17 protein-coding genes are annotated in these 18,494 nt (G+C 66.0%); 8 read left to right on the top strand and 9 right to left on the bottom strand.

Translation table 11 applies throughout. From position 1 onward, the window contains the following. The first annotated feature begins 38 nt into the window (after window positions 1-38). The 3 genes from IPP28_13075 (at window position 39) to IPP28_13065 (ending at window position 2,317) form a co-directional block, all read left to right on the top strand. A complete protein-coding gene (locus tag IPP28_13075; protein ID MBL0041947.1) occupies window positions 39-1,142 on the top strand; it encodes a hypothetical protein in 1,104 nt (367 codons plus the stop codon). 115 nt (window positions 1,143-1,257) lie between these two features. Continuing rightward, window positions 1,258-1,695, top strand: coding sequence for a DUF3597 domain-containing protein (locus IPP28_13070; GenBank protein MBL0041946.1), 438 nt, complete (start codon window positions 1,258-1,260; stop codon window positions 1,693-1,695). 25 nt (window positions 1,696-1,720) lie between these two features. Further along, window positions 1,721-2,317: a DUF937 domain-containing protein gene (locus IPP28_13065; GenBank protein MBL0041945.1), complete on the top strand. Its 597-nt coding sequence runs from the start codon at window positions 1,721-1,723 to the stop codon at window positions 2,315-2,317. A gap of 39 nt (window positions 2,318-2,356) precedes the next feature. On the opposite strand, the gene IPP28_13060 is transcribed toward IPP28_13065, so the two are convergent. Further along, on the bottom strand, window positions 2,357-3,289 hold the full coding sequence (locus IPP28_13060; protein ID MBL0041944.1) for a DMT family transporter: 933 nt from the start codon (window positions 3,287-3,289) through the stop codon (window positions 2,357-2,359). A gap of 204 nt (window positions 3,290-3,493) precedes the next feature. On the opposite strand from IPP28_13060, the gene IPP28_13055 reads away from it, so the two are divergent. Next, window positions 3,494-4,147 (top strand): methyltransferase domain-containing protein, encoded by a 654-nt coding sequence (locus IPP28_13055; GenBank protein ID MBL0041943.1) that lies wholly within the window; start codon window positions 3,494-3,496, stop codon window positions 4,145-4,147. Here the strand turns inward: IPP28_13055 and IPP28_13050 are convergent, their stop codons facing one another. The 6 genes from IPP28_13050 to IPP28_13025 all read right to left on the bottom strand — a co-directional run bounded on the left by IPP28_13050 (window position 4,148) and on the right by IPP28_13025 (window position 11,567). Beyond that, window positions 4,148-7,216, bottom strand: coding sequence for an error-prone DNA polymerase (locus tag IPP28_13050; GenBank protein MBL0041942.1), 3,069 nt, complete (start codon window positions 7,214-7,216; stop codon window positions 4,148-4,150). A 33-nt stretch (window positions 7,217-7,249) separates the two neighbouring features. After that, window positions 7,250-7,621, bottom strand: a complete 372-nt coding sequence (locus tag IPP28_13045; protein ID MBL0041941.1) for an endonuclease domain-containing protein — start codon at window positions 7,619-7,621, stop codon at window positions 7,250-7,252. 87 nt (window positions 7,622-7,708) lie between these two features. Further along, window positions 7,709-9,178: a hypothetical protein gene (locus tag IPP28_13040; GenBank protein ID MBL0041940.1), complete on the bottom strand. Its 1,470-nt coding sequence runs from the start codon at window positions 9,176-9,178 to the stop codon at window positions 7,709-7,711. Window positions 9,179-9,188: 10 nt separating this feature from the next. Continuing rightward, window positions 9,189-9,860 (bottom strand): translesion DNA synthesis-associated protein ImuA, encoded by a 672-nt coding sequence (gene imuA / locus IPP28_13035; GenBank protein ID MBL0041939.1) that lies wholly within the window; start codon window positions 9,858-9,860, stop codon window positions 9,189-9,191. Between the two features lies 1 nt (window position 9,861). After that, window positions 9,862-10,590 (bottom strand): transcriptional repressor LexA, encoded by a 729-nt coding sequence (gene lexA / locus IPP28_13030; GenBank protein MBL0041938.1) that lies wholly within the window; start codon window positions 10,588-10,590, stop codon window positions 9,862-9,864. 224 nt (window positions 10,591-10,814) lie between these two features. After that, a complete protein-coding gene (locus IPP28_13025; protein ID MBL0041937.1) occupies window positions 10,815-11,567 on the bottom strand; it encodes a sulfite exporter TauE/SafE family protein in 753 nt (250 codons plus the stop codon). A gap of 133 nt (window positions 11,568-11,700) precedes the next feature. On the opposite strand from IPP28_13025, the gene IPP28_13020 reads away from it, so the two are divergent. Genes IPP28_13020 through IPP28_13010 form a run of 3 tightly spaced genes read left to right on the top strand, consistent with a single transcriptional unit; the run spans window position 11,701 to window position 15,913 of the window. Further along, the gene (locus IPP28_13020) at window positions 11,701-13,512 is read left to right on the top strand and encodes an assimilatory sulfite reductase (NADPH) flavoprotein subunit (protein ID MBL0041936.1); all 1,812 of its coding nucleotides are present in this window, start codon (window positions 11,701-11,703) and stop codon (window positions 13,510-13,512) included. Continuing rightward, window positions 13,512-15,200 (top strand): assimilatory sulfite reductase (NADPH) hemoprotein subunit, encoded by a 1,689-nt coding sequence (cysI, locus tag IPP28_13015; GenBank protein ID MBL0041935.1) that lies wholly within the window; start codon window positions 13,512-13,514, stop codon window positions 15,198-15,200. The genes IPP28_13020 and cysI overlap by 1 nt, the downstream gene beginning before the upstream one ends. After that, entirely contained in the window at window positions 15,197-15,913 is a 717-nt protein-coding gene (locus IPP28_13010) for a phosphoadenylyl-sulfate reductase (GenBank protein ID MBL0041934.1), read from the top strand. Before cysI ends, IPP28_13010 begins: the two co-directional genes overlap by 4 nt. 1 nt (window position 15,914) lies before the next feature. On the opposite strand, the gene IPP28_13005 is transcribed toward IPP28_13010, so the two are convergent. Beyond that, window positions 15,915-16,262, bottom strand: coding sequence for a DUF2314 domain-containing protein (locus tag IPP28_13005; GenBank protein ID MBL0041933.1), 348 nt, complete (start codon window positions 16,260-16,262; stop codon window positions 15,915-15,917). A gap of 56 nt (window positions 16,263-16,318) precedes the next feature. Further along, window positions 16,319-17,473 carry a helix-turn-helix transcriptional regulator gene (locus tag IPP28_13000; GenBank protein MBL0041932.1) on the bottom strand — a complete coding sequence of 385 codons (1,155 nt, stop codon included), beginning with the start codon at window positions 17,471-17,473 and terminating at the stop codon, window positions 16,319-16,321. Between the two features lie 190 nt (window positions 17,474-17,663). Here IPP28_13000 and IPP28_12995 point away from each other — a divergent pair, with 190 nt between their 5' ends. Further along, window positions 17,664-18,461, top strand: coding sequence for a DUF2306 domain-containing protein (locus tag IPP28_12995; protein ID MBL0041931.1), 798 nt, complete (start codon window positions 17,664-17,666; stop codon window positions 18,459-18,461). Window positions 18,462-18,494 lie beyond the last annotated feature (33 nt).

Genomic DNA, 18,494 nt, shown 5'->3' with positions numbered 1-18,494 from the left:
TAGGCTTCCGGCGACGTCGAATCGGTGGGAGCAACGGAATGCGCAAGCGGTCGGTGAATGGGTGGCGCGTGGCGGTCGTAGCGGTCGCGATGGCGCTGAGTTCAAGCGCGATGGCGACTGCGGCGCAGGACTGTCCCGACCTGGTCGGCCATTACCGCGTCGACGGCTTCGGGCCGGTGCTCGGCGATGCGCTGCAGGTGCTCGGGTTGCAGATGGCGGGCTTCCAGGACAGCGAAGTGAAGATCACCGGGCGCACCGACATGGCGCTGCAGTTCTGGATCAAGAGCGGCAAGAGCAGTCCGATGTCGACCCAGCCGACGCGCACGCTGACGCGCGGTGCCGACTATGAATGCGCAGGCGCTGCCATCGTGCTGAAGGGCAAGGCCAGCGCGAGTCGTCAGACGGAACAGGGCTGGTTGGAGGGGCAGTCGACCCTGTCCTTGTCCCGATCGGGACTGGGGCTCGGGCTGGCCACGTCGTTCCATGGCCGCGAGCGCACGACGATCTACAGCTATGACTCGGCGCGCATCAGCATTCCCAAGTTCGGCACCGCGCAGACCCTGGGCGGCGGCATTCGCTGGCCGCACATCAGCGAACCGAAGCCGGTCGAATACGTGCCGGTTCCCGAATCCGAACCGGTGCAGGCGATGCGCCGGATACTCACGCCATCGGTGCTCGGCGGCGTCAATCTCGGTGGACTCAAGGACAGCGGCGATCGCGTACTGGCCAGCTTGAATGCATCGAACTCCGACGACGTGCGCGCCTTCGAAGATCGCTTGCGCGACGCCGGCATCGCCTATGACGTGAAGCGTGCGCCGATCTGGTCGAACAACGGCTACAGCATGCAGTTCCTGTTCGGCACCGCGGACGATGGATCGAAGCCGACCTGGCGCCCCAGCGTGATGCGCGTGCAGCAGGAAATCGAGCGCATGCAGCATCCGATGGTCAGCGTCGCCAGGGTCGAACAAGACGATGGCGCCTATGTCGCGACGCTGGACGTGCTCGGCGGCGAATCCACCGAGATGATCCTCAAGCGCCTGCACCTGAACACGACCATGTTCGCCGACATCGCCGTACTCGACGATGTGCCGAGCGAGCGGCGCAACCTGCGCCATGTGCGTTTGCGCTTGCGATTGCCATAGGGTCAGCAGTCGCAGTATCTCGCATCGAAGTGCTGGTGCTATAAGCAGGACTCCGCACCGCGCGGGACGCCCGGCGCATCGCGCCGACGGCGGTTGATTCGTCCAGGAGGTTGCCATGGGATTTTTCGACAAGATTCTCGACACGCTCGGCTTCGGCAGTGCCAAGGCCGCCGCACCCGAGCCCAGGAAGGTCGATCTGGAGCCGATCTTCGTCGAACCGCCAAAGGCGACGGCACCAGCGAAGGCGGCCGATGCGCCGACAGTGAAGGTCGAGGTGCCAAAGCCGATCGCGGTTGTGGACGTGGTCGCGCAACTCGAAGCGCGCGCGGCGAAAAGCGCACAAAAACTGAACTGGCGCACCTCGATCGTCGACCTGCTGAAGCTGCTCGACATCGACAGCAGCCTGGGCGCACGCAAGGAACTCGCCAAGGAGCTGGGGTGCGCGGACGAATTGATGTCTGATTCCGCGAAAATGAACGTGTGGCTGCACAAGACTGTGCTGGCGCGCCTCGCCGCGAATGGCGGCAATGTGCCGACCGATTTGCTCGATTGACTGGCATGACGCGGAGGGATGCACGATGAACATTCAGGACTTGCTCGCTTCCAGCGGCGGCCTCGCTTCGATCGCCAAGGAACTGGGCATCAGCGACGCCCAGGTGAAAGCCGGGACGCAGGCCTTGTTGCCGGCCATCGTCGGCGGCTTCAAGCGGCAGGCCGGCGCGCAGCCTTCGGGCATGGACGCGCTGGGTGGACTGCTCGGCCAATTGGGTGGCGGCGGATTGCTCGACAACCTGCTGTCGCCCGAGCCGACCCAGGTGAACCGTGGCAATGACGTGCTTGGCCAGATTTTCGGTTCCAAGGACGTGAGTCGGAACGTGGCACAGCGTGCGTCGGAGCAATCCGGCCTGAGCCCTGAGTTGCTGAAGAAGATGCTGCCGATGCTGGCGATGTTGGTCACTGGCGTGATGGCCAAGCAGCATTCGGGCGGTGCGGCGCCTTCCGGTGGTGGGCTAGGGGGGCTGGGCGGATTGCTGGGCGGTCTTCTCGGCGGCGGCCAGCCGGCTCAAGGCACACCCAGTGGCGGTGCCGGAGGCTTGGGGTCGATGCTCGACCTCGATGGTGACGGCAATCCTTTCGACGACATTCTCGGCATGGTGCAGAAGTCGATGCGTTGAGGTGCCCCTAGGAGCGGTGCATGCCGCTCCCGTTTCGTGTCATTCGACCGGATCGACGCGCTTCGCGGCCGCGGCGTTGTGACGCGCGAGCATCCAGATGCCGGCGATCACCACTGCGGTGCCGGCAATCTGGATCGGCGTGATCGCTTCGCCGAGGATCCACCAGCCGAGGAACAGCAGCGACACCGGGCCGACCATGGCGGTCTGCGAGGTCGCGGCCGGGCCGATGCGGTCGATCGCGAACATCGTGAAGTAGACCGGCACCACGGTGCAGAACAGCGCATTGATCACCGACAGCAGATAGACCGCGCGCGGCTGCACCAGGTCGCTGGCGTCGCGGGTGATCGCGAAATGCACGAGGCAGGCCACGGTCGACACGCACATCGCATACGCCACCAGGCGCAAGCTGCCGATGCGCTTCAGCAATTCCCCCGACAGCAGCAGATAGAACGCATAACTCAGCGCCGCCCCGAACACCAGCGCCGCGCCGAAGGCGACATGCGTGCCGTCGACGCGCAGGTTCTCGGCGAACACCAGCACGATGCCCGCGTAACTCACGCCCATCGCGAACCATTGCGCACGGGCCACCGGCTTCCCCAGGAACAGCAGGCCGATCAGCAGCACCAGGGTCGGATTCAGGAACAGGATCAATCGCTCCAGCGAGGCGCTGATGAATTCGAGGCCCCAGAAATCCAGGAAGCTCGACAGGTAGTAGCCGAGCAGTCCGAGCAGCACGATGCGGCCCCGTGTACGGCCATCGAGCGCGGGCTGGTTGCGGTTCGCCTTCAGCGTTTCGATGGTCGCTACAGCCGCAAACACCGGCAGCGAGAACAGCATGCGCAAGGCCAATACGGTGGTCGCATCGACGCCGTGCCGATAGATCAACTTCGCGACGATGGCCTTGCCGGAAAACAGCACAGCAGCGATCAGCGCGAGCCAGAAGCCGGTGCGGGCGCGTTGCGTCGAAGTCACGGATCGGTCTCGTCGTTTTCGGAAGTGCGCATTCTGACCGAGTCGTCGCGAACGCGTGGCGACGATCGACGGGCGTCCCGGCGGCCGGCCGCTTCCACGCTATGATCAACCCGCGCCAAGGATCTTCCTGCGCTGCACGGAGTCGTTGTTGCGCAGTGCGTCCGTCACGTCGGTGTCGTGACCTGTTTTCGTCAAGGATCGATCATGTCGGGCTACAGCACCCGCGTGACCACCGTGCCCGTGGGTGGCCATGATTACCGCATCCGTTCGCTCAGCGACCGCCAGCAGTTCGCCGACCCGTTCGGGCGCGCTGCAAAGGCAGGCATCTCGTCGGCGAACTGGAGTCTGTTCGGCGAGATCTGGCCATCGGGTCGGTTGTTGGCCGAAGCGATGGCGGAATTCGATATCACCGGCAAGCGCATTCTCGAACTTGGCTGTGGTCTCGGTCTGGCCAGCCTCGTGCTGATGCGTCGTGGTGCCGATGTGACCGCCTCCGATCATCATCCGCTGGCCGAACTGTTCCTGTGGCACAACGCCGGCCTCAATGACCTGGGCATTCCGCATTTCCATGACCTGGAATGGGCAGTGCCGGATGACGGACTTGGCCGCTTCGAACTGATCATCGCCAGTGACGTGTTGTACGAGCGCGACCATGCCGCGCTGCTGGCCGCGCTGTGCGAACGCCACGCCCAGCGCAAGTCCGAAATCGTCATCACCGATCCCGGTCGCGGCAACAGCGGCAGCCTGACCCGTGCCCTCGCCCTGCAGGGGTTCGGCGTGGAAGAAACCCGGTCGCGCTTCGATGCCGATGACCGCCCGCCCTTTCGCGGCCGCCTGCTGCATTACCGGCGCGGCTGATCAGTGGAAATCCCGCGAACGCGTGGCGAGATCGCCGAGCAGGGCGGTGTAGTTGTGCAGGCGTTCGGCGATGACGTGTTGCACGCCGTTCGCGCGCTGAACGCGGCCGTCGACGGCGAGCAGGCGTGATTCGAGCAGCACGCGGCGCTGTGCCTCGGCGAGGCGCAGCCAGATCACCAGATTGACGATGCCGGTTTCATCTTCGAGGGTGACGAAGGTGACGCCGCTCGCCGTGCCCGGGCGTTGCCGCACGGTGACGAGGCCGGCAACACGCACGCGCGCATCGTGCGGGCGTTGCGCGACATCGGCCGCGGACAACACGCGACGTGCGCGCAAGGGCTGGCGCACCAGCGACAGCGGATGCGCCTTCAGCGACAACCCGACGCGGGCGTAGTCGGCGGCGACGTCGTCGAACAGGCTGGGCTGGGTCAGGCGCACCGCTTCTTCGGCAATGCGCGCCTGACCGAACACCGCGGTTGGTGCGGCCAATGCTTCGACATCCCAGCGCGCGCGATGGCGGTCGCCGGACAGGCTGCGCAACGCGTCGGCATCGGCCAGGCGCGCCTGTTCGAAACGATTGAGCGCAGCGCGTTCGACCAGGTCGCGCACGTCCGCGAACGGCTGCTCACGACGCGCGGCCATGAGGCGCTCGGCGCAATCCCTGGGCAGGCCATCGATCTGGCGCAGGCCGAGACGTAGCGCCTCGGCCTCCAGCGTGCAGTCCCAATCGCTATGCATCACGTCGACCGCCCGCACCTCGACGCCGTGGCGTTGCACGTCCTGCACGATCTGCGCCGGTGCGTAGAAACCCATCGGCAGCGAGTTCAGCAGGGCGCAGGCGAAGGCCGCGGGTTCGTGGCATTTCAGCCAGCTCGACGCGTACGCGAGGATGGCGAAACTGGCCGCGTGTGATTCCGGAAAGCCGTAGTCGCCGAAGCCCTTGATCTGTTCGAAGATGCGATTGCAGAAGTCTTCGCTGTAGCCCCGCGCGCGCATGCGGCCAAGCAGTTTCTCGCGCAAGTGTTCGAGGCCGCCATGACGTTTCCAGGCCGCCATCGAGCGGCGCAGTTCGTCTGCCTCGGTGGCGGTGAACTTCGCTGCAACCATCGACAACTGCATCACCTGTTCCTGGAACAACGGAATACCGAGCGTGCGTTCGAGCACGGGCTTGAGTTCATCGAGTTCGTAGGTGACGGGTTCTTCGCCGGTGCGACGGCGCAGGTAGGGATGGACCATGCCGCCCTGGATCGGACCCGGACGCACGATCGCGACTTCGATGACGAGATCGTAGAAGTTCCGGGGCTTCAAACGCGGCAGCATGCTCATCTGCGCCCGCGATTCGATCTGGAACACGCCGAGGGTGTCGGCGCGCTGGATCATCGCGTAGGTTTCCGGATCCTCGGCCGGAATCGTCGCCAGCGTGTAGTTGCGGCCGCGATGCACGCGCAGCAGGTCGAGGCAGCGGCGGATGCAGCTGAGCATGCCGAGTGCGAGCACGTCGACCTTGAGCAGGCGCATCGCCTCGAGATCGTCCTTGTCCCACTGGATGATGGTGCGCTCGGGCATGGCCGCGTTCTCGATCGGTACCAGCGCCGCCAGCGGATGTTCGGAGATCACGAAACCGCCGACGTGCTGCGACAGATGCCGCGGAAAGCCTCGCAGTTGCCGCACCAGGTGCAGGGTCTTGCGCAGGATCGGGGCTTCCGGGTCGTAGCCATGTTCGCGCAGGCGTTGTTCCAGCACCCTGTGTGAATCCCAGCCGCCGATGATGTTGCTGAAGTGGTCGACGGTATCGAGCGGCAGGCCGAGTGCGCGCCCGACATCGCGGATCGCGCTGCGGGTGCGGTAGCGGATCACGGTGGCGGCGAGCGCGGTGCGGTCGCGGCCATACTTGCCATAGATGTACTGGATGACCTCTTCGCGGCGTTCGTGTTCGAAGTCGACATCGATGTCCGGCGGTTGGCCACGCGCGCTGGAGAGGAAGCGTTCGAACAGCACGTTCATGCGCGCCGGATCGACCGCGGTGATGCCGAGGCAGAAACACACCACCGAATTCGCCGACGAACCGCGGCCCTGGCAGAGAATGTTGCGGCTGCGCGCGAAACGCACGATGTCTTCAACAGTCAGGAAGAAGGACTCGTATTCCCGGTCGGCGATCAACGCCAGTTCCTTCTCGATCAGTTCGCGCACGTGCGGCGGTACGCCTTCTTCCCAGCGACGACGCGCGCCGGCTTCGGTCAGGGCGCGCAGATGCTGTGCCGGTGTCAGGCCTTCCGGCACCAGTTCGCGCGGGTACTGGTAGTTCAGATCCTTCAGCGTGAACGGGCACTGCCCGGCGATACGCAGGCTGGCCTCGAGCAGGGCGCGTGGATAAATCTCGGCCAGGTCCTCGATGCGACGCAGATGGCGTTCGCCGTTCGGATGCAGCGCATGTCCGGCGTCGGCGACCGTGGTGTTCAGGCGGATTGCGGTCAGCGTGTCCTGCAGTGCGCGTCGCGCGCGCACGTGCATGTGCACGTCGCCGCAGGCCACCGGCATCAGGTGATGGGTGTCGGCGAGCGCGAGCAGGGCCGCCAGCCGTTCCGCGTCCTGCGCGCCGCGATGCAGTTCGACGGCGAGATGGACGCGCTCGGGGAAGACGGAACGGGCCCAGCGGATAGCGTCGTCATCGGCTGTCGTCAGATGCGGCAACCACAACGCGGCCAACCCGTCGCCACGCCCGGCGACATCCTCGCGCGTCAGTCGATACGTGCCTTTTTCGGATGCGCGCCGACCCTGGGTGATGATGCGGCAGAGATTCGTGTAGCCGCCATGGTCGATGCAGAGCAGCACCAGGCGCGTGCCGTCGACCAGCGTGAATTCGGCGCCGACGATCAGCTTTAGGCCGGTCTTCTCCGCGGCTTCATGCGCCCGCACGATGCCGGCGAGCGAACACTCATCGGTGATCGCGAGTGCGGCGTAACCGAGTTGCTTCGCGCGCTGGAACAGTTCGAGCGCACTCGACGCCCCACGCAGGAACGTGAAGTTCGACAGGCAATGCAGTTCGGCGTAGGACGCAGCACTGGACACGACGCATGCTCTGATCTCTTCCTTCTCCCCGTGCTAACGGGGAGAAGGTGCCGAAGGCGGACGGGGGGTAAGTGAAGTATGCGCAATGGCTTCAAGAACCACATCCATTCGCGCCAAAGCATCGTCATTCCAGAATCGCAGTACGCGGTAACCGGCCGATTCGAGGTAGAGGGTTCGTGCAGTGTCGTAGTCAGCTGCCTCCAGATGCTGACTTCCGTCGAGTTCAACGACGAGTGCGTGTGCGAGGCAGACGAAATCGACGATGTATGGGCCGATGCGGTGTTGCCTGCGGAATTTCCACCCGGACAGTCGCCCTGAGCGCAATCGGTGCCAGAGGCGCGTTTCGGCTTCCGTTTGACCGGAGCGCAATTGTCGTTCGTATTGGTGATCTTGCTTGCCTCTCACTTACCCCTCACCCGGCGCTGCGCGCCACCCTCTCCCCGCTGTGCGGGGCGAGGGAAAAAGCGTTGGGCGATACGCAAGCATCACGCATCACGCGTAGATCCCCTGCACGAACCAGTCGTGCGGTGCCTGGCGATTGCGGAAGACCCACAGGCGCGCGCCATCGCTCTGGTCGATGCGGTAGTAGTCGCGGGTGGCATCGGCTTCGTCCCACCAGCCGCTTTCGATGCGCTCCGGCAAGCTGAGCCTTGCGCGGCGCCAGTCGAAGCTCGGCCATTGTTCGATCGGCGTGGCGTGCGGCAGCAGGAACATCGGGCGGGGTTTTGTAGGAGCGACCCACGGGTCGCGATGTCTTTTTCGTCCAGTCGCGGCATCACGAGAAAAGAATCGCGACCCGTGGGTCGCTCCTACGCAGAGTTCGGGTCGATGATCTGCCTGCACGGCAAAGCGTTCGACTGCGGTATCGCCAAGCCGGCCCTGCAGGCGGTCGAGCAGTTGCTGCGCGTCTTCGGGCGCTTCGCCGTGGCGCACGAACAGGTCGCGCGAGGGCGCATCCAGCGCCTGTGTCTCGGTCAGTTCCAGCGTCAACGCGGTGCAGCCTTGCGGCAGTGCCAGCCGTTCCAGGCGCGCACGCACGACAGCGATCAGGTGCTCGCGATCGGCCGAAGCCTGGCCTAGCCCGAGATCGATGACCGTGTCCGGATGATCTTCATGCGCGAAGCTCAGGCGCAGACGCGTGGTCGAACGCTGGCAGGCGACCAGCCAATGCGCCGCGGCCATGAGCAGGCGCCGCGCCGGGAACAACAGGGCGGTGCTGCTCGCGATCGCGTAGGGCCATTCGAGATGTTGACGGAAGCGTTCGGCGAGGCGCATCGGCACGACCACGTCGGCGCGGCGACCGAGCAGGGTGTCGAGATGCTCCGGCACGACCTGGCCGAAACGCCGCGCCACTTCGGCCCGCGGCAGACGCAGCAGCGCGCCGTAGCTGCGCACGCCGACGGCGGCCAGCGCGTCGCAGGTCTCGCTCGGCAGATCGCCATGAGTGAGTGCAAGCGGCGCGATGATGTCGCGCAACGATTCGACTGCACGCACGATGCGGCCGATGCCGGCCTGCGCGAACAGGCGCGCGGCGGCGGGCGTGGCGGCGACGCCGGCGGCGCAGGTATGGGCCTCGCGTTCGAGGTCGGTGGCGATGGTCTGCAGCAACTTGCGTTCGTTGCCGAACAGCCGGCACGAGGCGCCGATCTCGACCAGCAGCGTGTGCGTGCCATGGCGCGCCACCTGGGCGCTGTAACCGAGCGCCCACAGCGCCAGGTTCTGCATCAGGGCGTCTTCGTCCTTGGGCCGACGCGTTTCGGTCTTCAGGCCCGCGCACAACGCCTGCGCCGCGCCGAGCACCTGTCCGGCGCGTACGCCCGCCGCGCGCGCCACCGCATTCGCGGCGACAATGATGCGGCGGGGTCCCTGTGCTTCGATGATCGCCAGTGGTTCGGATTGCGCTTCGGCACCAGGGCGGGTGTCGAGCGCGAGGCGTGGAAATTGCAGGGCGAGCCAGAGCATGGTCGTGACCTCAGCGTGCACGCACGAAGGGCAGCACGCGTGCCGATGCGGCTTCGGCATGCACGGACACGCCCGCAAGCGAACGACGCAACACGAAGCGGCCGATGTCGCCCAGGGCGCCGCGGCATTTGACGATGCGCAGTTGTTCGCCCTCGATCGCGAGCCGCAACGCGGCCGGCGAGGCCTGTCCGGCATGCGCCAGCGGGCGATACAGGACTGCGAGGCTGCGTCCGGCTTCGGCCGCGAGTTGCAGGCGGCGCAGCGCATTCGCATCGCTTGACCCGAGCCATAGCGCGACTGCGCCGCAGACGCCGCTGCGCAAGGCCTGTTCGGCTGCCCACAGCGCCTGTTCGGTGGTCGCGCAACGCAGGTGCGCGAAGCGTTCGAGGTCGATGCCGGCGGCGGCCAGTGCCGGCGCATAGGGTTGATGCGGCGCCGACACGAACAGCAGCCAGCGGCTGTCGTCCATCGCGCGGGCGAACGCCGGCAGCATCAGGCTCAGTTCGCCGAGGCCGGGGCGGGCGTGGCAGATCTCGGTCAGGGCCTGCAGCGGCCAGCCGCCGCCGGGCAGCACGGCATCGAGTTCGCGATGGCCGCTGGCCAGCGTTGGCGTCGTGGCATGGCGGTCGCCGCCGCGCCAGACATCGGGACGGTGCAGCAGGGATTCGATCGTGGCGGCCATGTCAGAGACTCCGGCGGATGACACCGACGACGCGGCCTTCGATGACCAGGTCGGCGTCGACGTCGATGGGGGTGTAATCGGGATTCGCGGGCAACAGGCGGATCCGCCCGTTCCTGCGCTCGAAGGTTTTGACGGTGGCTTCGTCGTCGATGCGCGCGACCACGATCTGACCGTTCTGCGGATCGCCGTTGCTGCGTGCCACCGCGACGAAATCGCCGTCGTGGATGCCGGCATCGCGCATGCTGTCGCCGCGCACGCGCAGCAGGAAGTCGGGCGTCGGCGTGAACAGCTGCGGGTCGAGCGCGAGTTCGTCCTCGATCGATTGCTCGGCCAGGATCGGCTGGCCGGCGGCGACGCGACCGATCAGGGGCAGGCGCAGCATTTGCCCCTCACCCGGCGTGCGTCGCGCGATGAACCGCGCTCCTACATCCGCTCTCCGAATGCGGGTTGCGGAACGTGTCTTTTCTTCGCCCCGCGTAGCGGGGAGAAGATGCCCGGAGGGCAGATGAGGGGCCGGCTTCACCAGCACCTTGATCCCCCGCGCCACCGGCAGGATCGCGATGTAGCCCTTCCGCTCCAGCGCACGCAGGTGCTGCTCGGCGGCGTTCGGGCTGCTCGCGCCGAGTGCGGCCGAGATCTCCGGTCGGGTCGGCGGATAGCCGCGCTCGGCGATCGAGCGTTCGATCAGGTCGAGCACGTCTTTCTGGCGGGGGCTGAGGGGTTCGTTCATGCTGTAAATATTTACAGTATCCGGAGGCGTTCGGCAACGGCCAAAGTGTCCGCCGGCGTCATCTCAGAACCTGAGACGGCTTCTCAGGCTGGTCCGATACTCCGATGAAATCTCAAGAATTCCCGATGCGAATGCAGAATCTGCATGAGGTCTGCAGCGGCATTACGCAGCACTTGTCGCCGGTGTGGCCACGCAAGGCGACGGGATGAAATCTTGATTGCGATCTAGGCCAGCAGATGCCGCCCCAACGTAATCACGCTCAACAGGCTGACCAGTCCACCCACCGCGGCGGTGGTGATGCGTGCGGGCAGGTGGCGGGTGAGCCAGGCGGCGAAGGGGGCGGCGATGAGGCCGCCGAGCAGGAGTCCGAGTACGGCACGGCCGTAGACGTGGCCGATGGTGCCGAGGAAGACCGCGCTGATCGCGAGGCTGACGAAGAATTCGGCGGCGTTCGCGGTGCCGATCGCGATGCGCGGCGGCAGGTTCTGCGCGATCAGGCTGGTGCTGGTCATCGGTCCCCAGCCACCGCCACCGACCGCATCGAGGAAGCCCGCGGCGAGTGCGAGGCGCTTGGTCCGGCGCGGCTTCAGCGCGGCATCCGGCGTGCGATTGCGCCACGCGCGCAACACCAGCGACACGCCCAGCACCAGCAGATAGGCCGCGACCACGGCGCCGAGCCAGGGCGTTTGCAGATGACTCAGCACGAAGGCGCCGACCATGCCGCCGATCGCGCCGGGCAAGGCAAGTCGCAGCAACAGGTGCTTGTCGACATTGCCGAAGAAGCCATGGCTCAGGCCCGACACGCCCGTGGTCGCGAGCTCGGCCATGTGCACGCTGGCCGAGGCCAGTGCCGGCGCCATGCCGAGCCCGAGCAGCAGGGTCGAACTGGTCACGCCGTAGGCCATGCCGAGCGCGCCGTCGATCGATTGCGCGATCAGGCCGATGCCGATGAAGGGGATCAAGGCGGTGGAGAACATGGGCAGCCCGTGACGATGCCACGGCAGTGTCGAGTCCGCTCCGCAGCGCCGGAAATGACGCACCGGCATAAGGTCATCGCCAGCCATTGTTTCCGCGTCTCGGGCACGCGGCCTAGTCTGGCCGTCAATCACGATGAGTCGCGCCATGTCCGCACAGCTGATCATTCCGCCGGTCCCGGCCCTCGACGAAGCGCGTAGCGCGCTGCTGGCACGGCTCACCGACGGACTCGACGCGGCCGCGCTGAACTGGATCTCCGGTTATGCCGCCGGGCTCGCCGCACGGGGTGCGCCGGCGCTGGCGGTGGTGTCGGCAAGAGATCGCGACGTGGACGTCGCTCCCACGCGCATCACCGTGCTCTACGGCAGCCAGACCGGCAATGCCAAGCGCGAGGCCGAGCGCCTGGCGGAAGCGCTGCGTGGCGAAGGCGTCGACGTGCGCCTCGTGCGCGCCGACGCCTATCCGTCGCGCGAACTGGCCGAGGAACGCGTGTTGTTCGTCGTCATCAGCACCCAGGGCGAGGGCGAACCGCCGGACGATGCCCGCGGCTTCGTCGAATTCGTCAGCGGTCGGCGTGCCCCCAAGCTGCCGCAACTGCAGTTCGCAGTACTGGGACTCGGCGACTCCAGCTACCCGCAGTTCAACGCAATGGGCCGGCTGCTCGACGCGCGCCTGGAAGCGCTCGGCGCGCGGCGCCTGTTCGCGCACGGTGAAGCCGATGTCGATGTCGCGACGGTGGCCGTGCCCTGGCTCGCCCAGGCCCGCGAACAGGTGCGCGCACTCAAGCCGGCCACGCCGACGCATGCGCATCCGATCGTCGCCGTCGCGTCGCATTCGACCTGGAGCAAGGAGCAACCTTATGCCGCCGAATTGCTGGTCAACCAGCGCATCACCGCACGCGACAGCGCCCAGGACGTGCGCCATCTTGAAATCAACCTGGCGGATTCCGGTCTGACCTACGAGCCGGGTGATGCCGTGGGTATCCGGCCACGGAACGCTGCCACCGTGGTCGACCGCGTCATCACCCGGCTCGGCTTGTCCGGCCACGAAAGCGTGCGCATCGGCGACGAAATCCGATCGTTGCAGGACTGGCTCGGCGGCCATCGCGAATTGACTCGCCTGCATCGTGGCTTCGTGCAGGCGCAGGCGCTGCGTGCGAAGTCGAGCGTGCTCGATGCACTGCTGGTCGCCGACGCGTCCGCGTTCAACGGTTGGCTGAGTGCGCGTCAGGTCGATGACGTGCTGAACGAGTTCCCCGGCGAATGGAGCGCCGGCGAATTCGTCGCCGCGCTGCGGCCGCTGGCACCGCGGCTGTACTCGATCGCGTCGAGCCGCAAGGTGGTCGGCGACGAAGCGCATCTCGCCGTCGCCGTGCTCGACGAGGCTGGTCCCTTCGGTGCGCAGCGCGGCGTCGCGTCCGGCTTCCTGGCCGACGCGGCGGCGGGTGCGTCGCTGCCGGTGTATATCGAGGCGAATGAACGCTTCCGCTTGCCGCAGGACGCATCGCGCGACGTGATCATGATCGGCCCAGGCACCGGTGTCGCACCGTTCCGCGGTTTCGTCCAGGAACGCAGCGCGGTCGGGGCTTCGGGGCGGAACTGGTTGTTCTTCGGTGCACGCCACGCGCGTTCGCAGTTCCTGTATCAACTGGAATGGCAGGCGGCACTGAAGGCGGGCACGCTGCATCGCCTCGATCTCGCGTTCTCGCGCGATACGGCCGAACGCGTGTACGTGCAGCAGCGCCTGCGCGATCAGGGCCGCGACGTCTATGCGTGGCTCGATGGCGGTGCGCATCTCTATGTCTGCGGCGCCATCGCGATGGGCAAGTCGGTGCATGCCGCCTTGCGCGAGATCGTCATCGAACACGGTGGCCATGATGCCGAAGCCGCCGACGAATACCTGAGCGACCTGCAGCGCAGCGGTCGCTATGCGCGGGATGTGTACTGATGAGCGAACCCCTGTCTCCGGTCGAAACCCTGAAGCGCGACAGTCGTGGCTTGCGCGGCACCTTGCGCGACAGTCTTGACGACGCGGTCACCGGCGCGTTGCGCGAATCCGATGCGCAGTTGCTGAAATTCCACGGCAGTTATCAGCAGGACGATCGCGATCTGCGCGAGGAGCGCCGTCTGCAGAAGCTCGAGCCGGCGTACAGCTTCATGATCCGCACGCGCTTGCCGGGCGGTGTGGCCACGTCGGCGCAGTGGCTGGCGCTGGATGCGCTCGCCACCCGCTATGGCAATCACACGCTGCGCCTGACCACGCGCCAGGCCTTCCAGATCCACGGCATTCTCAAGCACGACCTGAAGCCGACCATTGCCGCGATCAACCAGACCCTGATCGACACCATCGCGGCCTGCGGCGACGTGAATCGCAACGTCATGGTCAGCGCCAATCCGGTCGAGTCGCGCGCGCATGCCGAGGTGCAGGCGGATGCCGTCGCCCTGTCCGAACACCTGCTGCCGCACACGCGCGCCTATCACGAGATCTGGCTGGACGAGCAGCAAGTCGTGGGCACCGATGAATCGGAGCCGATCTATGGCCCGACCTATCTGCCGCGCAAGTTCAAGATCGGCTTCGCGATCCCGCCCATCAATGACGTCGATGTCTTCAGCCAGGATCTCGGTTTCATCGCGATCATCGAGCAGGGCGAACTGGTCGGCTACAACCTGCTCGCCGGTGGCGGCATGGGCACCACGCATGGCGATGTGCGCACCTATCCGCGTCTCGCCGACGTGCTCGGTTTCATCCGCAGGGATCGGGTGATCGCCGCCGCGACCGCGGTGCTGACCGCCCAGCGCGATCATGGCAATCGTTCCGACCGCAAGCTGTCACGACTGAAATACACGATCGACCGACTGGGTGTCGACGTGTTCAATCGCGAGGTCGAGTCGCGCATCGGCGAAACCTTGCAGCCCGCGCGTCCGTTCCGTTTCCAGCACAACGGCGACCGCTTCGGCTGGATCGAGGGTGTCGATGGTCGCTGGCATCACACGCTGCGCATCGAAAGCGGCCGCCTGCGCGATACCGACAGCGTGCGCGGATTGAGCGGCCTGCGCGCGATCGCGACCGAGCATCGCGGCGATTTCCGGCTGACCCCGAACCAGAACCTGATCATCGCGAATGTCGCGGCCGACGATCGCGCGCGCATCGATGCGCTGCTGGTCGAACATGGCCTGCATGAGCAACTGCGCGGCGCCACCTTCCGCCGCTTTGCGCTGGCCTGCGTGTCGCTGCCGACCTGCACGCTGGCGATGGCCGAGGCCGAGCGTTATCTGCCGACCTTGATGGATCGCGTCGAGGCGTTGCTGACCAAGCACGGTCTGCGCGACGAACCGATCCTGCTGCGCGTGTCCGGCTGCCCGAATGGGTGCTCGCGGCCGTATCTCGGCGAGATCGCCCTCATCGGCAAGGCGCCGGGTCGCTACAACCTGATGCTTGGCGCCGACTTCGAAGGACGACGGCTCAATCGTCTGCATCGCGAGAACATCGACGAGGCCGCGATCCTGTCGGAACTCGATGCACTGTTCGCGCGCTTCGCCGCGGATCGTGAGGGCGACGAACACTTCGGCGATTTCGTCGTGCGTGTCGGCATCGTGCGTGCGCCACAGGTCATCGCGGCCGAGGTCAGCGCATGAAGCCGCTCGACTTTGATCACTATGCGCTGGCGCCGGATCGACTGGCCGAGCTCAACACGCAACTCGCGTCGCTGAGCGCCAGTGAACGCGTCGACTGGGCGCTGGCGCATCTTCCCGGCGAGCACGTGCTGTCATCGAGTTTCGGCGCGCAGGCCGCGGTGTCCTTGCACATGGCGGCAGTGCGGCGTACGGACATCCCGGTCGTACTGATCGACACCGGCTATCTGTTCCGCGAAACCTGGGACTTCGTACACGAACTGAGTGCGCGCCTGCACCTGAACCTGCACACCTATCGCGCGGCGCTGTCGCCCTCGGACATGGAAGCGCAGTACGGCGAACTCTGGACACAGGGCAAGGACGCGATCCGCCTGTACAACCGCATGCGCAAGGTCGAGCCGATGCAGCGCGCGTTGCTGGATCTGAACGCCGGCACCTGGATCACTGGCATCCGCCGCAGCCAGTCCGAAAGCCGCGCCGACATCGATTTCGTCACCCTGCGCGACGGCTGCTTCAAGCTGCATCCGCTCGCCGACTGGCGCGACCGCGACATCTGGACCTACCTGCAAGCCCATGACCTGCCGTACCACCCGCTGTGGCACCAGGGCTACGTCAGCATCGGCGACACCCACAGCACCTCGCGCTGGCACGAAGGCATGCGCGAAGAAGACACGCGCTTCTCAGGACTGGTCAGGGAGTGCGGGTTGCATGCGTGATTTATTCGGTGTCGTAAATGTCGATGACATGCCGCGGCTGAAACCATAGTTCGAGCCCAGCACATATTTCGTCGGTGCAGTAAGGATCGTTGTCGAGTTTTCCGAAGTACCAGTTGCCCTTCTTTTCGACAACCTGTACCCACATGCGTTCGCCATGGTCGACCGATTTTCCAGATTCATCTGGGGCGCGGATATAGAAGCGCAACTTTGCGAGTGCCCCTGGTTCTAGCGATTGGCGTTTGGAGAGTGGCGGAATCCAGTATGTCTCCGGGCTTTCTAGATGTGCAGCTTCTCCGTCGTCAATCGACCACCCTTCAACATCAATAGACGTGAGATACGGTTCACCCACTGGCGTTCTCCATTTTTGAAGTGAAGTGCACAGGCATCATTGATCGAATGAAGTGCCTATTGTGCTGGGCTTGCTGAGACAACGTCTTCGCTATTTGCGCTACGCAGTCTTGACGCGCGATACGCCGACGGCGTGCAGCCCATCGTGGCTTTGAAAGCGCGGTTGAAGGGGCCGAGGGAGGCGAAGCCGCTGGTGTGGGCGATGTCGATGATCGGGGTGCGGGACGCGGAGTCCGCGAGCAGGGCGCAGGCGCAGGCGATGCGGTGGCGGTTGATCAGCTGGTTGACGTTGCGCTCGCCGAGCACGACCGAGATGGCGCGACTGACCTTGTGCTCGGTGCTGCGGACGTGTTCGGCCAGATCGGCGGTGCGCAGTTCGGGATTGCGGTAGAGCCTGTCCACGGTCATCGCGCGATCGATGGCGGCAGCCACGGATCGGAGTTCGGCCAGGACCGCTGCATCGGCGGCGGATGCCTGCGTGTGATTGACGGCGGAATCGATGCCGAGCGCACTCGTGGCATCGTCGGCGTCCGATGTCGCGTCGGCGATTCGTTCCGGTCGCACGTTGGTTGAAGCCTGTCGGCGCCGCAGCCGCAGTGCCCATTGCGAGAAGACGAGGATCGACAGCGCGCACAGCACCACGACCAGGCGCCGTTCGGGTTGCCAGACCGCGTCCGTCGCAGCCAATGCGCCGATAAGCGTGGCAGACAGCACGCAGGCGCCGTAGACCGCCATGAACACGATGCGCATCCGTCGCTCCGCGGCATCGCGATGTTCGGCCCAGCCCCGGACGGCCTCGACGAACGCCAGCACCAGCACCGTCGAACTCGTCAGTGTCAGCAGCGCACCGACGGCCGTGTGCCAGGGCGAACCCGCGGGCGCGGCGGTGGCGCGATTCAGCAGGATCAGCGACGCGATGCCGACCGCGACGGCCACCTGCGGCCAGCGCACGCCCTCGTCACCGCGGAACAGGGCGCGCGCGAACAACCAGTAGCCGTTGCAGGTGGCGCAACCGCCGACGATCAGACCCGCCAGCACCCAGTCCGGCGATTCGGCCAGTTCAGGCTGCAGCACCGCCATCGCCAGCGAGCCGGAGAAGACGGCGAACACCATCTCGGCCACGGTCTTGGTTCGACGACGCAGCAGATCGAACAAGCCGACGAGCACGGCGGCGACGACGGTCCAGGACAACACGGAGGTCAGCAGGATCATGGGCTGGAGTGGCGGGAAGGACGGCGCGATCTTGGGTGCGGACGAGATTTCAGGCAAGCGGCGATGGTCATCCGTGAATCGCGCTTGACCACCGATCTTCCTGGACGGGATTCGACTCGCCGATTCGCGATTCGGCGAGACGGCCTCCGCGCGGATCGGCAACGTCCCGCCTCCCCGTCACGGAGGCCTCATGTCGCATCCCGCTCGTCCCGCCCATCCTGCGCTCGCCCGCGCCGCACGCCTGTGGTTTCTGACTTTCCTGCTGGCGCAGCTCGGGTTCGCCTTCTTCATCATCGCCTTCTTCACCCCGCCATTGCTGTCCGGCGACTACGCCGCGTGGAACGCCAAGCCGCATCTCGTCGGTTATGTGCCGGGCGATACCTTCGGCAATGCGCAACTGCTGGTGCACGTCTATCTCGGGGCGCTGGTCACGCTGCTCGGTTCCATGCAGTTCGTGGCGGCCGTCCGCCGTCGCTATCCCGTCGTCCACCGCTGGATCGGGCGCGTGTTCCTTGGGGCGTCCCTCATCGCGACGCTCGGCGGTTTCTATCTGACCTGGGTGCGGGGCGCACAGATCAATGCCGCGAGCACGCTGTCTATCTCGCTGAACGGCATGTTGATTCTGGTCTTTGCCGCGATGGCATGGCGCACTGCGTGGCGGCGCGATTTCGTCGCGCATCGGCGGCACGCCACCCGTGCCTTCCTGCTGGTCAATGGCGTGCTGTTCCTGCGTGTCGGCATCCTGCTCGCGGGCGTGTTGCTGATGCCGCTCGGCATCCGCGTCGACTACGACGGTGGGGTGTTCATCGCGGTCAGTTTTCTCAGTTGGCTGGCGCCGTTGGCCGTGTACGAGGCGTATCTGTCGGCCGAACGATCGACTCGGCCGTTCGTCCGGCATGTCGCGACGGCCGTGATCGGGCTCGCGGCGATCGCGACGCTGGCCGGCGCCATTGCGGCGATGCTGCTCATGTGGTGGCCGAGACTGTGACCCGGTTCATCCGCCGCTTGAGCTTCGATGTGG

It is taken from the genome of Lysobacterales bacterium, from assembly GCA_016721845.1.
GTDB lineage: Bacteria > Pseudomonadota > Gammaproteobacteria > Xanthomonadales > Ahniellaceae > JADKHK01.
This window is presented reverse-complemented; position numbering and strand designations above follow the sequence as displayed.

Excerpts from the sequence above, each read along its gene's own strand:
- IPP28_13075 (MBL0041947.1), top strand. The coding sequence starts at position 39 with ATGCGCAAGCGGTCGGTGAATGGGTGGCGCGTGGCGGTCGTAGCGGTC.
- IPP28_13070 (MBL0041946.1), top strand. The coding sequence starts at position 1,258 with ATGGGATTTTTCGACAAGATTCTCGACACGCTCGGCTTCGGCAGTGCC.
- IPP28_13065 (MBL0041945.1), top strand. The coding sequence starts at position 1,721 with ATGAACATTCAGGACTTGCTCGCTTCCAGCGGCGGCCTCGCTTCGATC.
- IPP28_13055 (MBL0041943.1), top strand. The coding sequence starts at position 3,494 with ATGTCGGGCTACAGCACCCGCGTGACCACCGTGCCCGTGGGTGGCCAT.
- IPP28_13040 (MBL0041940.1), bottom strand. The coding sequence starts at position 9,178 with ATGCTCTGGCTCGCCCTGCAATTTCCACGCCTCGCGCTCGACACCCGC.
- imuA (MBL0041939.1), bottom strand. The coding sequence starts at position 9,860 with ATGGCCGCCACGATCGAATCCCTGCTGCACCGTCCCGATGTCTGGCGC.
- lexA (MBL0041938.1), bottom strand. The coding sequence starts at position 10,590 with ATGAACGAACCCCTCAGCCCCCGCCAGAAAGACGTGCTCGACCTGATC.
- IPP28_13025 (MBL0041937.1), bottom strand. The coding sequence starts at position 11,567 with ATGTTCTCCACCGCCTTGATCCCCTTCATCGGCATCGGCCTGATCGCG.
- IPP28_13020 (MBL0041936.1), top strand. The coding sequence starts at position 11,701 with ATGAGTCGCGCCATGTCCGCACAGCTGATCATTCCGCCGGTCCCGGCC.
- cysI (MBL0041935.1), top strand. The coding sequence starts at position 13,512 with ATGAGCGAACCCCTGTCTCCGGTCGAAACCCTGAAGCGCGACAGTCGT.
- IPP28_13010 (MBL0041934.1), top strand. The coding sequence starts at position 15,197 with ATGAAGCCGCTCGACTTTGATCACTATGCGCTGGCGCCGGATCGACTG.
- IPP28_13000 (MBL0041932.1), bottom strand. The coding sequence starts at position 17,473 with ATGATCCTGCTGACCTCCGTGTTGTCCTGGACCGTCGTCGCCGCCGTG.
- IPP28_12995 (MBL0041931.1), top strand. The coding sequence starts at position 17,664 with ATGTCGCATCCCGCTCGTCCCGCCCATCCTGCGCTCGCCCGCGCCGCA.